Source organism: Pseudomonas sp. BN102 (assembly GCF_029871245.1).
GTDB lineage: Bacteria > Pseudomonadota > Gammaproteobacteria > Pseudomonadales > Pseudomonadaceae > Metapseudomonas.
In genome coordinates, this window is sequence record NZ_SSON01000074.1 from 18,801 (window position 1) to 32,879 (window position 14,079).

Annotated in this window: 13 protein-coding genes; 5 read left to right on the forward strand and 8 right to left on the reverse strand. The window is 66.0% G+C overall.

What is annotated here, in order from left to right:
* The gene (locus tag E8F12_RS21040) at positions 1-1,944 is read left to right on the forward strand and encodes an acetyl/propionyl/methylcrotonyl-CoA carboxylase subunit alpha (protein WP_280327129.1); all 1,944 of its coding nucleotides are present in this window, start codon (positions 1-3) and stop codon (positions 1,942-1,944) included.
* 143 nt (positions 1,945-2,087) lie between these two features.
* A complete protein-coding gene (locus E8F12_RS21045; RefSeq protein ID WP_280327130.1) occupies positions 2,088-2,993 on the forward strand; it encodes a hydroxymethylglutaryl-CoA lyase in 906 nt (301 codons plus the stop codon).
* 332 nt (positions 2,994-3,325) lie between these two features.
* Here the strand turns inward: E8F12_RS21045 and E8F12_RS21050 are convergent, their stop codons facing one another.
* From E8F12_RS21050 to E8F12_RS21065, 4 genes are all read right to left on the reverse strand, one after another.
* Complete coding sequence (locus tag E8F12_RS21050) at positions 3,326-4,744, reverse strand: TIGR00366 family protein (RefSeq protein WP_280327131.1); 1,419 nt, start codon at positions 4,742-4,744, stop codon at positions 3,326-3,328.
* A gap of 349 nt (positions 4,745-5,093) precedes the next feature.
* Positions 5,094-6,272, reverse strand: coding sequence for an acetyl-CoA C-acetyltransferase (locus E8F12_RS21055; RefSeq protein ID WP_280327132.1), 1,179 nt, complete (start codon positions 6,270-6,272; stop codon positions 5,094-5,096).
* Positions 6,273-6,395: 123 nt separating this feature from the next.
* Entirely contained in the window at positions 6,396-7,052 is a 657-nt protein-coding gene (locus E8F12_RS21060) for a CoA transferase subunit B (protein WP_280327133.1), read from the reverse strand.
* 30 nt (positions 7,053-7,082) lie between these two features.
* Complete coding sequence (locus E8F12_RS21065; RefSeq protein WP_280291864.1) at positions 7,083-7,781, reverse strand: CoA transferase subunit A; 699 nt, start codon at positions 7,779-7,781, stop codon at positions 7,083-7,085.
* 124 nt (positions 7,782-7,905) lie between these two features.
* Here E8F12_RS21065 and E8F12_RS21070 point away from each other — a divergent pair, with 124 nt between their 5' ends.
* Together E8F12_RS21070 and E8F12_RS21075 are read left to right on the forward strand one after the other, a co-directional pair.
* On the forward strand, positions 7,906-8,814 hold the full coding sequence (locus tag E8F12_RS21070; RefSeq protein WP_280327134.1) for a LysR family transcriptional regulator: 909 nt from the start codon (positions 7,906-7,908) through the stop codon (positions 8,812-8,814).
* A 61-nt stretch (positions 8,815-8,875) separates the two neighbouring features.
* Positions 8,876-10,831 (forward strand): acetoacetate--CoA ligase, encoded by a 1,956-nt coding sequence (locus E8F12_RS21075; protein WP_280327135.1) that lies wholly within the window; start codon positions 8,876-8,878, stop codon positions 10,829-10,831.
* A 131-nt stretch (positions 10,832-10,962) separates the two neighbouring features.
* On the opposite strand, the gene E8F12_RS21080 is transcribed toward E8F12_RS21075, so the two are convergent.
* Positions 10,963-11,559: a DJ-1/PfpI family protein gene (locus E8F12_RS21080; protein ID WP_280327136.1), complete on the reverse strand. Its 597-nt coding sequence runs from the start codon at positions 11,557-11,559 to the stop codon at positions 10,963-10,965.
* A 137-nt stretch (positions 11,560-11,696) separates the two neighbouring features.
* Entirely contained in the window at positions 11,697-12,893 is a 1,197-nt protein-coding gene (locus tag E8F12_RS21085) for a PilT/PilU family type 4a pilus ATPase (protein WP_280327137.1), read from the reverse strand.
* A gap of 119 nt (positions 12,894-13,012) precedes the next feature.
* On the opposite strand from E8F12_RS21085, the gene E8F12_RS21090 reads away from it, so the two are divergent.
* Complete coding sequence (locus E8F12_RS21090) at positions 13,013-13,291, forward strand: peptidylprolyl isomerase (protein ID WP_280327138.1); 279 nt, start codon at positions 13,013-13,015, stop codon at positions 13,289-13,291.
* A gap of 78 nt (positions 13,292-13,369) precedes the next feature.
* Here the strand turns inward: E8F12_RS21090 and E8F12_RS21095 are convergent, their stop codons facing one another.
* Positions 13,370-13,669 carry a hypothetical protein gene (locus E8F12_RS21095; RefSeq protein WP_280327139.1) on the reverse strand — a complete coding sequence of 100 codons (300 nt, stop codon included), beginning with the start codon at positions 13,667-13,669 and terminating at the stop codon, positions 13,370-13,372.
* 87 nt (positions 13,670-13,756) lie between these two features.
* Entirely contained in the window at positions 13,757-13,942 is a 186-nt protein-coding gene (locus E8F12_RS21100) for a hypothetical protein (RefSeq protein WP_280327140.1), read from the reverse strand.
* Positions 13,943-14,079: the final 137 nt, after the last annotated feature.

Sequence of the window (14,079 nt, forward strand, 5' to 3'; positions counted from 1 at the left end):
ATGATCACCACCCTGCTGATCGCCAACCGTGGCGAAATCGCCTGCCGCGTCATGCGCACCGCCAAGGCCCTTGGCATTCGCACCGTGGCCGTGCACAGCGCAATCGACCGCAACGCCCGCCACGTGCGCGAGGCGGACATGGCCGTGGACCTGGGCGGCGCCAAGCCAGCGGAAAGCTACCTGCTGGTGGACAAGCTGATCGCCGCCGCCAAGGCGAGCGGCGCCCAGGCCATCCACCCCGGCTACGGCTTCCTTTCGGAGAACGCCGGCTTCGCCCGCGCCATCGCCGACGCCGGGCTTATCTTCCTCGGCCCGCCGGCCACCGCCATCGACGCCATGGGCAGCAAGTCCGCCGCCAAAGCATTGATGGAAGCTGCTGGCGTGCCCCTGGTGCCCGGCTACCACGGCGAGGCCCAGGACCTGGAAACCTTCCGCACCGCCGCCGAGCGCATCGGCTATCCGGTGCTGCTCAAAGCCGCCGCCGGCGGTGGCGGCAAGGGCATGAAGGTGGTCGAGCGGGAAAGCGAATTGGCCGAAGCCCTGGCCTCCGCCCAGCGTGAAGCCCAGTCGGCCTTCGGCGACTCGCGCATGCTGGTGGAGAAGTACGTCCTCAAGCCGCGCCACGTGGAAATCCAGGTCTTCGCCGACAGCCACGGCAACTGCCTCTACCTCAACGAGCGCGACTGCTCCATCCAGCGCCGCCACCAGAAGGTGGTGGAAGAAGCGCCGGCCCCCGGCCTCTCGCCGGAAATCCGCAAGGCCATGGGTGAGTCCGCTGTGCGTGCCGCCCAGGCCATTGGCTACGTGGGCGCCGGCACCGTGGAATTCCTGCTGGATGAACGCGGTGACTTCTTCTTCATGGAGATGAACACCCGCCTGCAGGTGGAGCACCCGGTCACCGAAGCCATCACCGGCCTCGACCTGGTGGCCTGGCAGATCCGCGTTGCCCGTGGCGAAGCGCTGCCCATCACCCAGGAGCAGGTGCCGCTGATCGGCCACGCCATCGAAGTGCGCCTCTATGCCGAGGATCCGGACCAGGACTTCCTGCCCGCCAGCGGCCGCCTCGCCCTCTACCGCGAAGCCGGCGCCGGTCCGGGCCGCCGGGTGGACAGCGGGGTTGCCGAGGGTGACGAGGTATCGCCCTTCTACGACCCGATGCTGGCCAAGCTGATTGCCTGGGGCGAAACCCGCGAGGAAGCCCGTCAGCGCCTGCTGGCCATGGTGGATGAAACTGCCGTGGGCGGCTTCAAGACCAACCTGGCGTTCCTGCGCCGCGTACTGGCTCACCCGGCCTTTGCTGACGCAGAGCTGGACACCGGCTTCATCGCCCGCCACCAGGAACAGCTGCTGCCGGCCCCGGCCGCCCTGCCCCAGGCGTTCTGGCAGATGGCTGGCGAAGCCTTCCGCCAGAGCGAGGCCGAACGCGTGCGCGGCGACGACCCGCACTCGCCGTGGAACCGCAATAGCGGCTGGCGCGCCGGCCTGCCCAGCGAGACCGACCTGCACCTGACCTGCGGCGGCGAGCGCCATGTGATCCGCCTGCGCGGCACAGCCGCCAGCCCGATCCAGCTCAAGGGCGAGCGCATCACCCTGGAACAGGACGGCCTGCGCCGCCAGCACCTGGCGATCCGCCGTGGCGAAACCCTGTATCTCGAATGGGATGGCGAGCTGCGCAACGTCGAACGCGTCGACCCGATCGAGGAAGTCGAAGCCAGCCACGCCCACCACGGCGGACTGACGGCGCCCATGAACGGCAGTATCGTGCGCGTGCTGGTGGAGGCCGGGCAGAAAGTCGAAGCCGGCACCGCGCTGGTGGTGCTCGAAGCCATGAAAATGGAACACAGCATCCGCGCGCCCCATGATGGTGTGGTCAAGGCGCTATATTGCGGCGAAGGCGAGCTGGTCAACGAAGGCACCGCCCTCGTCGAACTGGAAGAGGCCTGATACGCCGGTGCATTGATTGTTGGGCTTCGCGGAGCTCAGCCCAACCTACGGAGCGCCCAGTGGGCCTCGACGTAGGTTGGCGCTGAGGAACGAAGCCCAACATCCGGCTCGCAGAGCCGGCAAACAATTCGAGAGATGACGCAATGACTATTCCCAGCAAGGTCCGCCTGGTCGAAGTCGGCCCCCGCGACGGCCTGCAGAACGAGAAACAACCCATCAGCGTCGCCGACAAGGTGCGCCTGGTGGACGACCTGACCGCCGCCGGCCTCGGCTATATCGAGGTGGGCAGCTTCGTGTCGCCCAAGTGGGTCCCGCAGATGGCCGGCTCGGCCGAGGTCTTCGCGCAGATCCAGCGCAAGGCCGGGGTCACCTACGCCGCCCTGGCGCCGAACATGAAAGGCTTCGAGGCCGCCCTGGAAGCCGGGGTGAAGGAAGTGGCGGTATTCGCCGCCGCCTCCGAATCCTTCTCGCAGAAGAACATCAACTGCTCCATCGCCGAGAGCCTGGCGCGCTTCGTACCGGTGATGGACGCGGCCAAGGCCGCAGGCATCAGCGTGCGCGGCTATGTGTCCTGCGTACTGGGCTGCCCCTACGAGGGCAATGTCCCTGCCGAGCAAGTCGCCGCCGTGGCCGCCGAACTCTATGCGATGGGCTGCTATGAAGTGTCCCTGGGCGACACCATCGGCACCGGCACCGCCGGCGCCACCCGCCACCTCTTCAATGTGGTGGGCACCCGCGTGCCGCGTGACCGCCTCGCCGGCCACTTCCACGACACCTTCGGCCAGGCGGTGGCCAACATCCACGCCAGCCTGCTGGAAGGCATCGCCGTGTTCGACAGCTCGGTCGCCGGCCTGGGCGGCTGCCCCTACGCCAAGGGCGCCACCGGCAACGTCGCCACCGAGGACGTGCTCTACCTGCTCAACGGCCTCGGCATCGAGACCGGCATTGACATGAGCAGGCTGGTGGAAGCCGGCCAGCGCATCTGCACGGTGCTCGGCAAGGAGAATGGTTCGCGGGTGGCGCGGGCGATTCTGGCGCGCTGCGGCTAAGCGATAATACCTGTCCCCTCCTGGCCGCGACCCTTCGGGATCGCGGCTTTTTTTATGGGCGGTGGAAGGGCTCCTTGAGAGGCTTGACATCCCGAACAGGAGCTTGCCCAGCCCAAGGCCATGGCGGACGAGGTGATTGATTTTGGCACCGAAGCGCTGGCGATGGCCTGAATACCCGTGGCGGCCCGATTCCCCTCACCCCCAGCCCCTCTCCCTGAAGAGGAGAGGGGTGACTCACGCCTGACATTCCGCACAAACCTGAAAGGCGGCACGGATGAGCTCCCCTCTCCCTCCGGGAGAGGGGCCGGGGGGTGAGGGAAGTCCTGTCTGACTCAAGGCATGACCGGCGCCACGTACTCCAGCGTCCTGCCCAACCCCCACAGCAGCACCATCACCAGCGGGATATGCACCAGCAACTGGACGAAGGAGAAGCCGATCAGGTCGCGCGCCTTCAGGCCCAGCACGCCCAGCAGCGGCAGCATGTAGAAGGGGTTGATCAGGTTCGGCAGCGCTTCGGCGGCGTTGTATATCTGCACCGACCAGCCCAGGTGGTAGTTCAGCTCGTTGGCCACCTGCATCACGTAGGGCGCCTCGATGATCCACTTGCCACCGCCGGACGGGATGAAGAAGCCGAGCACGGCCGAATACACGCCCATCAGCAGCGCGTAGGTGTCGTGGTTGACGATCTGCACAAAGAAGGTGGAGATATGGTGAGCCAGGGTCGAGCCGTCCACGCCTTTCACCGTGGTCATGATGGCGGCGATGGAGCCGTACAGCGGGAACTGGATCAGCACCCCGGTGGTGGTGGGCACCGCGCGGGCCACGGCGTCGAGGAAGCTGCGCGGACGCCAGTGCAGCAGCGCGCCAGCCATGATGAACAGCAGGTTGTAGGTGTTCAGCCCGGAAATGGCGGTGATCGCCGGCTTGCTGGCGAACTCCTGGGCCAGCCAGCCACCGGCCAGCACCACCAGCAGGATGATCAGCAGCGGGCTGTGTTCCAGCCATTCACCCGGACGGCTGGGCTTGACCTGCGGCGGCGCGCTGAAGCTCGGGTCCACGCCACAGGACTTGGCGTCCCGTGCGCTGGCCGCACTGGGGGCGGTCATGTAGGCGATCACCAGCGACACCACCATCAGCGCCAGCAGCATCACGCCCGACTGCCAGAGGAAGATGGTCTCGGTGAAGGGGATCACACCGGTGATGGCGAGGATCGAGGGCGGCAGGCTGGCCGGGTTGGCCTGCAGCTGCGCAGCCGACGACGACAGGCCCAGGGCCCAGACGGCACCCAGGCCCAGGTAGGCGGCAGCACCAGCGGCGCGGTAGTCCATCTTCAGTTCTTCGCGGCGGGCCAGGGCGCGCACCAGCAGGCCGCCGAACACCAGGGAAAGTCCCCAGTTGAGCAGCGACGCGAGCATGGAGATCAATGCCACCCAGCAGACCGCCGAGCGGCCGTTCTTCGGCACACGGGCCAGCAGGTCGATCAGCCGCGAGGCCGGGCCGGAGCTGGCGACCACATAGCCGCCGATGACCACGAAGGCCATCTGCATGGTGAAGGGAATCAGGCTCCAGAAGCCGTCGCCAAAGGCCTTGGCGGCCTGGCTGGCCGGTGCCCCCATGGCCAGGGCGGCGATCGTCACCAGCAGCACGGCGACTGCGGCGAAGACCCAGGAGTCGGGGAACCAGCGTTCCGCCCAGTTCGAGCAACGCATGGCAAAGCGTGCTGAGCGGCTTTCTTGAAGTGCGGTGGTCATCGGGTACCTCGGGAGTTTTGTTTTTATCGGCAAGCAGCCGGCCGCAGCCGGGTGCCGGGACAGTGGTCTTGAAACGAAACCGAGGGTCTTGTGCCCTCTTTCTGCCTGAAAGGACGACGCCACGCCCATTGCTGGGCGTGGCGAAGTCCGAGTCCCGCGGCCTTTCGGCCTTGGGCACGTGCGTGATGGCCTTGCATGGGTGGATACATTGTCCACCCGGTGCGGGCTCCTCGTAGGGTGGAAACCGCGAAGCGATTTCCACCAACCCGGGAACCTCTGTTTTTTTCGATTCAATCCCGCCTGGTGGACAGAAAAGCGCTGTCCACCCTACGGGAGCGGGTCCGACCGATCAGCGTTCGATGGCCAGGGCCACGCCCATGCCGCCGCCGATGCACAGGGTCGCCAGACCCTTCTTCGCATCGCGCTTGATCATCTCGTGCAGCAGGGTCACCAGCACGCGGCAGCCGGAGGCGCCGATGGGGTGGCCAAGGGCGATGGCGCCGCCATTGACGTTGACCTTGCTCGCATCCCAACCCAGCTCCTTGCCCACCGACAGCGACTGCGCGGCGAAGGCTTCGTTGGCTTCGATCAGGTCCAGGTCGGCCAGGTTCCAGCCGGCCTTTTCCAGGCAACGGCGGGTGGCGGTGACCGGGCCGATGCCCATGATCGCCGGGTCGACGCCGGCATTGGCATAGCCCTTGATGCGGGCCAGCACTGGCAGGCCCAGGGCTTCGGCCTTGGCTGCGCTCATCAGCACCACGGCGGCGGCGCCGTCGTTGAGGGTGGAGGCGTTGCCGGCGGTGACGCTGCCGTCCTTCTTGAAGGCCGGTTTCAGCTTGGCCAGGGACTCGGCGGTGGTGCCAGCGCGCGGACCTTCGTCGGTGTCGAAGGCGACGGGGTCACCCTTGCGCTGCGGAATCAGGATCGGGGTGATCTCGTCCTTGAAGCGGCCGGCCTCGATGGCGGCGGCGGCCTTCTGCTGGGAGGCGGCGGCGAAGGCGTCCTGCTGCTCGCGGGTGAGGCCGTACTTCTCCACCAGGTTCTCGGCAGTCACGCCCATGTGGTAATCGTTGAAGGCATCGGTCAGGCCGTCGTGGATCATGCTGTCCAGCGCCTTGGCGTGGCCCATGCGCATGCCGGTACGGGCGGCCGGTAGGATGTAGGGGGCCAGGCTCATGCTCTCCTGGCCGCCAGCGATGATGACTTCGGCATCGCCGCAGCGGATGGCCTGCACACCCAGGTGCAGGGCCTTGAGGCCGGAGCCGCAGAGCTTGTTCAGGGTCATGGCCGGCACTTCCACCGGCAGGCCGGCGAGGACGGCGGCCTGGCGCGCCGGATTCTGCCCGGAGCCTGCGGTGAGCACCTGGCCGAGGATGACTTCATCGACCTGCTCGCCCTTGAGGCCGGTCTGCGCCAGCAGTTGGCGGATCACCGCAGCACCCAGCTCGTGGGCGGGAATATTGGCCAGGGCGCCCTGGAAGCTGCCGATGGCGGTACGAGTAGCGGCGACGATTACGACGTCTTGCATGAGGCACTCCATTTGTTCCGTAGGAGCGAGTTTCGCGAGCAAGCTCGCTCCTACAAAATTCAGTGAAAAAACCGCGCCGGAGGAGCGCCATGCGTGGTGGCCTCCTCCAGAGCGGCAGAGCAATCAGAAGGTCATTTCGACCACGTCGTCGGGGACGATCAGGCGGCCGGCGGTCTTCTCGGCGATCTCGGCGATGCTCACCCCCGGCGCGGTTTCGCGGAGGATGAAGGCGCCATTCTCGATCTCCAGGTAGGCCAGGTCGGTGAGCACCTTGCGGATGCAGCCGGCGCCGGTCAGCGGCAGCTCGCAGCGATCCAGCAGCTTGGACTCGCCGTCCTTGGAGGCGTGGGTCATGGTGACGATGATGTTGTCCGCGCCGGCCACCAGGTCCATGGCGCCGCCCATGCCCTTGACCAGCTTGCCGGGGATCATCCAGGAGGCGATGTTGCCCTGGACGTCCACCTCGAAGGCACCGAGCACGGTCAGGTCGACGTGGCCGCCACGGATCATGGCGAAGGACTCAGCGGAGGAGAAGATCGAAGCGCCCTTGACCGCGGTGACCGTCTGCTTGCCGGCGTTGATCATATCGGCGTCAACCTCGTCTTCCGAGGGGAAGGCGCCCATGCCGAGCAGGCCGTTTTCCGACTGCAGCATCACTTGCATGCCTTCGGGTACGTAGTTGGCCACCAGGGTCGGGATGCCGATTCCCAGGTTCACGTAGTAGCCGTCCTTCAGTTCGCGGGCCACGCGCTGGGCCATTTGTTCGCGGGTCAGTGCCATGTCGATTTCCTCGAATTCTTCTTGTCGTGGTCAGGAGCGGACGGTCCGCTTCTCGATACGTTTCTCGAAGGTGCCGCAGATGACGCGGTCCACGTAGATGCCGGGGGTGTGGATCTGCGCCGGGTCCAGTTCGCCTGGCTCGACGATCTCCTCGACCTCGACCACGGTGATACGGCCGGCGGTGGCCGCCAGCGGGTTGAAGTTCTGCGCGGTGTGGCGGTAGATCACGTTGCCGAAATGGTCGGCCTTCCAGCCCTTGACGATGGCGAAGTCACCGGTGATGGACGGTTCGAGGATGTAATGGCGACCGTTGAACTCACGTACTTCCTTGCCGTCGGCGATCGGGGTGCCATAGCCGGTGGCAGTGAAGAAAGCCGGGATGCCGGCGCCGCCAGCGCGGAGTTTCTCGGCCAGGGTGCCCTGGGGAGTCAGTTCGACCTCCAGCTCACCGCTGAGCAGCTGTTTCTCGAACAAGGCGTTTTCGCCGACGTAGGAGGCGACCATCTTGCGGATCTGGCGGTCTTCCAGCAGCACGCCGAGCCCGAAGCCATCGATGCCGCAGTTGTTGGAGACCACGGTGAGCCCCTTGACGCCACGGCGGCGGATTTCGGCGATGAGGTTCTCGGGGATGCCGCAGATGCCGAAGCCGCCAGCCAGGACGGTCATGTTGTCGGTCAGCCCGGCCAGGGCTTCCTCGTAGCTACCTACTCGCTTGTCGAGTCCACTCATGCTGTTGCGCCTCTTGTAGTTTTCGCGTTGGCGGGGTTGCCGCCTTGAGTGGTCCAGAGCTTCTCCCCTCCCGACTGATTTGTTAAGTTTGTTTTTCCTAACAATTAATAAGTAAGGCAAATAAATGACCGTCAAACAGCTGCGCGCCTTCCTTGCGGTGGCCCAGAGTCTGAGCTTCGCCCAGGCCTGCGAGCGGCTGCACCTCTCCCAGCCAGCGCTGAGCCTGGCAATCAAGAACCTGGAGGAATCCCTCGGCGGACAGCTGCTGGTGCGCACCACCCGTAGCGTCGCCCTGACGCCCGAAGGCGAGACCCTATTGCCCATCGCCCGGCGCCTCCTGGCCGATTGGGACAATGCCGAGGAGCTGCTGCGCCAGCACTTCACCCTGCAGCTCGGCAAGGTTTCCATCGCCGCCATGCCCTCCTTCGCCGGCAACCTGCTGCCGGTGGTGCTCAAGGCCTTCCGCGACCGCCATCCCAAGGTCAACGTGGCGGTGCACGACGTAATCAACGAGCAGGTGCTGGAGATGGTGCGCAACCGCCGGGTGGAAATCGGCATCGCCCTGGAGCCGGATTCCCTGGACGGCCTGGACTTCACGCCCTTCTACACCGACCGCTTCGTCGCCGTGGTGCCGGCCGATTGCGAGCTGGCCCAGCGCACCGAGGTGAGCTGGGCGGAGCTGCTGCAAGGCAACTTCATCACCCTGCAGCGGCCCTCGGCGGTGCGCCTGTTGCTGGAGGAAAGTATCGCTGCGCAGCACGGCCGGCTGCCGGTGGCCTTCGAGAGCCACCAGTTGGTGACCGTGGGCCGGATGGTCGCCCAAGGGCTGGGCGTCAGCGCTGTGCCCAGCCTATGCATCCAGCAGATGGAGGAGCTCGGGGCCCGCTGCATCGCCCTGCACAGCCCTTTGGTGGAGCGCCGGGTGGGGCTGCTGCGGCTGGCCGAGCACCAGCTCTCCGCCGCCGCCCAGGCGCTCGCCGACGTGCTGCTGCACGTGCGCGACTGGAACCGGCTCGACCTGCCCGCGGCCTGAGCCAGGGCCTATGCTGAAAAGCAGCCGGTCGAACCAAGACATGCAGAATGAGGATGCGCAGATGGACAAGCCACTGTGGACCCCCAGCCCGGTGCGGATCGCCGCCACCCGCATGGATGCCTTCCGCCGCCAGGTCAGCCAGCAACAGGGCCTTGACCTGCCCGACTACCCTGCCCTGCACGCCTGGAGCCTGGACCGCCGCGAGGCCTTCTGGCAGACCGTGGTCGAGTTCTTCGACATCCGGTTCAGCAGCCCGCCCAGCGCGGTGCTGGAAGAAGGCGCAGCCATGCCCAGCGCCCGCTGGTTTCCCGGTGCCACGCTGAACTTCGCCGAACACCTGCTGCGCCACTGCGACGACCGCCCGGCCCTGGTGGCCATAGGCGAAGACGGCAGCCGCGAGCAGCTCACTTATGCGGAGCTGGCTGCCCATGTCGCCGGCCTGCAGCAGAGCCTGAAGACCGCCGGGGTTGGCGTCGGCGACAGGGTCGCGGCCTTCATGCCCAACACCTGGCAGACCGTGGTCGGCATGCTCGCCGCCACCAGCCTGGGTGCCACCTGGTCGTCCTGTTCGCCGGACTTCGGCACCCAGGGGGTGATCGACCGCTTCGGCCAGATCGAACCCAAGGTGCTGATCGCCGCCGCCGGCTACCGCTACGTCGGCAAGGACCTGGACCTGACTCCCAAGCTCAATGAAATCCTTGAGCGCATGCCCTGGCTGGATCAGCTGGTGGTAGTGCCCTGTTCCCGCGCGGACGCCACAGTGGCGGACTTCACCACGGCTGCCCGGGTCGCGCTGTGGGACGACTTCTACCAGCCCGGAGGCGAGCCGGCCTTCACCCCGGTCCCCTTCGACCAGCCGCTGTACATCCTCTACTCCAGCGGCACCACCGGCGTGCCCAAGTGCATCGTCCATGGGGTCGGCGGCACCCTGCTGCAGCACGTCAAGGAACACGGCCTGCATTGCGACCTGACGGCCTCGGACACCCTGTTCTACTTCACCACCTGCGGCTGGATGATGTGGAACTGGCTGGTGTCGGGCCTGGCCCTGGGCGCCACCCTGGTGCTCTACGACGGCTCGCCCTTCCACCCAGGCCCCGAGCGCCTGATGGACCTGATCGATGCCGAGGGCGTCAGCCTCTTCGGCACCAGCGCCAAGTACGTGGCGGCACTGGAGAAGGCCGGCGCCAGGCCACGCGAGACGCACCGCCTGGAGCGCCTGAAGGCGCTGCTCTCCACCGGTTCGCCGCTGTCCCACGAGAGCTTCGAGTACGTCTACCGCGACATCAAGGCCGAACTCTGCCTGTCCTCCATCTCCGGCGGGACGGACATCGTCTCCTGCTTCGCCCTGGGCAACCCGGTGCTGCCGGTGTGGCGCGGCGAGTTGCAGTGCAAGGGGCTGGGCATGGACGTGCAGGTGTGGAGCGAGGACGGCAAGAGGGTATTCGGCGAGAAAGGCGAGCTGGTCTGCGCCCGGCACTTCCCGTCCATGCCGGTGGGCTTCTGGAACGACCCGGACGGTGCGAAGTTCAAGACCGCCTACTTCGAGACCTTCCCCGGCGTCTGGGCCCATGGCGACTACGCCGAGGAAACGCCCCACGGCGGCCTGGTGATCCATGGCCGCTCCGATGCGGTGCTCAACCCCGGCGGCGTGCGCATTGGCACCGCGGAGATCTACCGCCAGGTAGAGAAGGTGGAAGAGGTGCTGGAATCCATCGCCATCGGCCAGGACTGGCAGGGCGACGTACGGGTGGTGCTGTTCGTCCGCCTGCGCGAGGGCGTGGCCCTGGACGAGCCCTTGCGCGAACGCATCCGCCAGGTGATCCGCGCCAACACCACGCCGCGCCATGTGCCGGCGAAGATCATCGCCGTCGCCGATATCCCCCGGACCTTGAGCGGCAAGATCGTCGAACTGGCGGTACGCAACGTGGTGCATGGCAAGCCGGTGAAGAACACCGATGCCCTGGCCAACCCAAAAGCGCTGGAGTTGTATCGGGATCTGGAGGAGCTCAAGAGCTGACCCGAGGCACCAAATCCTGTGGGGGCGAATTCAATCGCTAACCGGACCGAAGGTTCGGCCTGGGCCTTCCTGGGGGCAGCTTCGCTACCCTTAGCGATTGAAATCGCCCCCACAGGAAAGGCAGGCCGTGCTTACAGGTAGGGCGTAACTATGCCCAGCGCGTGCTCCATGTACGCCTCCTTCTCCCCCACCGGCGCCACATAGTGCAGCGCCGTGGCGCAGGCGTCCTCGCCGGCCAGCTTGGCAATCACCCAGGCCGCAAGATAAGGCGCGGACAGGCAACCGCCAGCGGTCGCCAGGTTGCCCGAGGCATAGAACGGCTGGTCCAGCACCTGTACACCGGCCTCGATCACCCAGGGTTTGGTGGTCAGGTCGGTGCAGGCCGGCAGGTTGCCGAGCAGGCCGAGCTTGGCCATCAGCAAGGCGCCGGAGCATTGCGAGCCTATCAGCTGGCGCGCAGGGTCCAGACGCAAACGGTCGAGGATGCCGCGGTCCTGGGCGATGTCGCGGGTCAGGATGCCGCTGCCGAACAGCACCACGTCGGCCTCGTTGGCGAATTCCAGGGGCTGCTGGGCCTGCACCCGCACACCATTCATCGAGGTGACCCATTCGCTGGGCGCGGTGATCTCCGCCTGCCAGCCCTGACCGCGCATGCGGTTGAGCAACGCGGCGGCGACAAAGGAATCCAGCTCGTTGAAGCCTTCGAACGTCAGAACAGCGATACGCATCACGGACCTCCCGGATCGGATGGGTGCATGGAGCGAATCTATGCAGGCCGGGGCGCGGGCGCTATGTACAGACGGAATTAAATTTGGCCATACAGGTGAACCCGCAACCGCCCTTACAAGAAAGGCACCCCGGCCACTTACCTTGGCCCCGGTTCCTCCGGCTCATCCTCCTCCAGCTCCTCCAGCTTAAGCTCCGTGCCCCAGCCGGCATCCTGGGTGCGAGCCGGTGCTGCGGCCGGCGCCGCGGCGGCCACCGCTGGCTGGGAGGCGGGGCCATCGCGGTACAGCTTGAGCTTCAGGCGCAGGTTGTTGGCCGAGTCGGCATTCTTGATCGCTTCTTCCTCGAGGATGGCGCCTTCCACCACCAGGTCGAACAGCGCCTGGTCGAAGGTCTGCATGCCCAGGCCACGGGACTTCTCCATGATTTCCTTGATGGAATGGAATTCGCCGCGCTTGATCAGATCGCTGATGGTCGAGGTGCCCAGCAGCACTTCCACCGCGGCGCGGCGCTTACCGTCCTGGGTGCGCACCAGGCGCTGGGAGACGAAGGCCTTGAGGTTGTTGCCCAGGTCGTTGAGCAGCTGCGGGCGGCGCTCCTCGGGGAAGAAGTTGATGATGCGGTCCAGCGCCTGGTTGGCGTTGTTGGCATGCAGGGTGGAAATCGCCAGGTGGCCGGTGTCGGCGAAGGCCAGGGCGTGTTCCATGGTCTCGCGGTCGCGGATCTCGCCGATCAGGATCACGTCCGGCGCCTGGCGCAGGGTGTTCTTCAGGGCGGCGTGGAAGCTGCGGGTATCCACCCCCACTTCGCGCTGGTTGATGATCGACTTCTTGTGCCGGTGCACGTACTCCACCGGGTCTTCGATGGTGATGATATGGCCGCCGCTGTTGCGGTTGCGGTAGTCGATCAGCGCCGCCAGGGAGGTGGACTTGCCCGAGCCGGTACCGCCCACGAAGAGCACCAGGCCGCGCTTCTCCATCACCATCTTGAGCAGCACCTCGGGCAGCTTGAGGTCTTCGAAGCGCGGGATATCCAGCTTGATGTTCCGCGCGACGATGGAGACCTCGTTGCGCTGGCGGAAGATGTTGATGCGGAAGCGGCCGATGTTCGGCAGCGAGATCGCCAGGTTCATCTCCAGCTCGCGGTCGAAGTCGGCGCGCTGTTCGGCATCCATGACGGACTCGGCGATCCGGGCCACGTCGCCGGCCCGCATCGGCTCGTTGCTGAGAGGCTTGAGCACGCCGTTGAACTTGGCGCAGGGCGGCGCACCGGTGGACAGGTAGAGGTCGGAACCATCCTGGGTGGCCAGGATTTTCAGCATCGAGGAGAGGTCCATGGGGTATCCGCATCCAATGTGGGGTCGTGGCATCCGCGCAGCGGATTATAGGCCGGCAACTGTATGGCGGCCGGCCATGCTGGCACAATGAACCGTTCCACAGTCCAAGAGGAATTCCCATGGCCAAGGCACTTGCCCGCCACATCCTGGTCAAGACCGAGGCGGAAGCCGAACAATTGAAGAAGCGCCTGGACAATGGCGAGGACTTCGCCGTCCTGGCGAAGAAGCATTCCATCTGCCCGTCCGCCAAGCGCGGCGGCGACTTGGGCGAAGTCCGCCCCGGCCAGATGGTGCGGGTGATCGATCAGGTGATCTTCAAGAAGCCCGTGCGGGTCGTCCATGGCCCGGTGAAGAGCCAGTTCGGCTATCACCTGGTGCAGGTGTTCTTCCGGGAATGAGTCATCTGCGGGGAGATGGGCACCGTCCGTGGCGCAGTGCCCATTCTAGAGCGGATGTGTGACGTTTCTATTGCCGTTTCACTGCAGCGTTTCCCGTGCGCAGGAACGCGAGATATCGGTCAGGACGGTCAGTTCGTCCGCGGTCGGTTTCCGACCTTCGGTGACCCCCACCAGCTGCTGGGAGGTGAACGCCTCCTGCATCATGCCGTTGGAGCACTTGCAGTAGGCGACCGCCTTGTCCTGCGGGACCTGCCGCGCGGCGCTGGTTACGCACTCCTGGGTGAATTTCTCGCCGCCACCGGGCGGCCACTCCCCCGCCAGCGCGGTGAAGGCGCAGGCCTGCAAGGCCAATGCAGCGAAAATCCGAGTCTTCTTCACATGCCGTCTCCTGCTGGTCCCGAAGGCACATTCTTGCCGCAGTGGCCCCCTCGCAGGCAATAGCCGAAAACGACAAGGCGCGGCACCTCAGTCTTCCGTGCACTTCTGCTGCGCCAGGCCCGGCAACCAATGGGGCGCCTCGACCCGCTCCTGCAGCCTGACGGCGAACGCCAGGGCCGAGGCCCTGTCCCTGAAGGGCACCTTCATGCCGAGGGCCTCCACCTGCCATTCTTCCTTGCCGCCGCGGCTGACCTGCTGGATCGCGATGTCCATGGAGTACTCCGGCTGAATTCACCTGGACACCCTCCAAGCCTGCGACGCCAAGAAAAAAGGCCAACTGATCAGGTTGGCCTGTACCGCGAAGGTATGGGCAATACGACCCGCATTGAGAGTGCCGAGGAAGCCAGCCC

Excerpts from the sequence above, each read along its gene's own strand:
- E8F12_RS21040 (WP_280327129.1), top strand. The coding sequence starts at position 1 with ATGATCACCACCCTGCTGATCGCCAACCGTGGCGAAATCGCCTGCCGC.
- E8F12_RS21045 (WP_280327130.1), top strand. The coding sequence starts at position 2,088 with ATGACTATTCCCAGCAAGGTCCGCCTGGTCGAAGTCGGCCCCCGCGAC.
- E8F12_RS21050 (WP_280327131.1), bottom strand. The coding sequence starts at position 4,744 with ATGACCACCGCACTTCAAGAAAGCCGCTCAGCACGCTTTGCCATGCGT.
- E8F12_RS21055 (WP_280327132.1), bottom strand. The coding sequence starts at position 6,272 with ATGCAAGACGTCGTAATCGTCGCCGCTACTCGTACCGCCATCGGCAGC.
- E8F12_RS21060 (WP_280327133.1), bottom strand. The coding sequence starts at position 7,052 with ATGGCACTGACCCGCGAACAAATGGCCCAGCGCGTGGCCCGCGAACTG.
- E8F12_RS21065 (WP_280291864.1), bottom strand. The coding sequence starts at position 7,781 with ATGAGTGGACTCGACAAGCGAGTAGGTAGCTACGAGGAAGCCCTGGCC.
- E8F12_RS21070 (WP_280327134.1), top strand. The coding sequence starts at position 7,906 with ATGACCGTCAAACAGCTGCGCGCCTTCCTTGCGGTGGCCCAGAGTCTG.
- E8F12_RS21075 (WP_280327135.1), top strand. The coding sequence starts at position 8,876 with ATGGACAAGCCACTGTGGACCCCCAGCCCGGTGCGGATCGCCGCCACC.
- E8F12_RS21080 (WP_280327136.1), bottom strand. The coding sequence starts at position 11,559 with ATGCGTATCGCTGTTCTGACGTTCGAAGGCTTCAACGAGCTGGATTCC.
- E8F12_RS21085 (WP_280327137.1), bottom strand. The coding sequence starts at position 12,893 with ATGGACCTCTCCTCGATGCTGAAAATCCTGGCCACCCAGGATGGTTCC.
- E8F12_RS21090 (WP_280327138.1), top strand. The coding sequence starts at position 13,013 with ATGGCCAAGGCACTTGCCCGCCACATCCTGGTCAAGACCGAGGCGGAA.
- E8F12_RS21100 (WP_280327140.1), bottom strand. The coding sequence starts at position 13,942 with ATGGACATCGCGATCCAGCAGGTCAGCCGCGGCGGCAAGGAAGAATGG.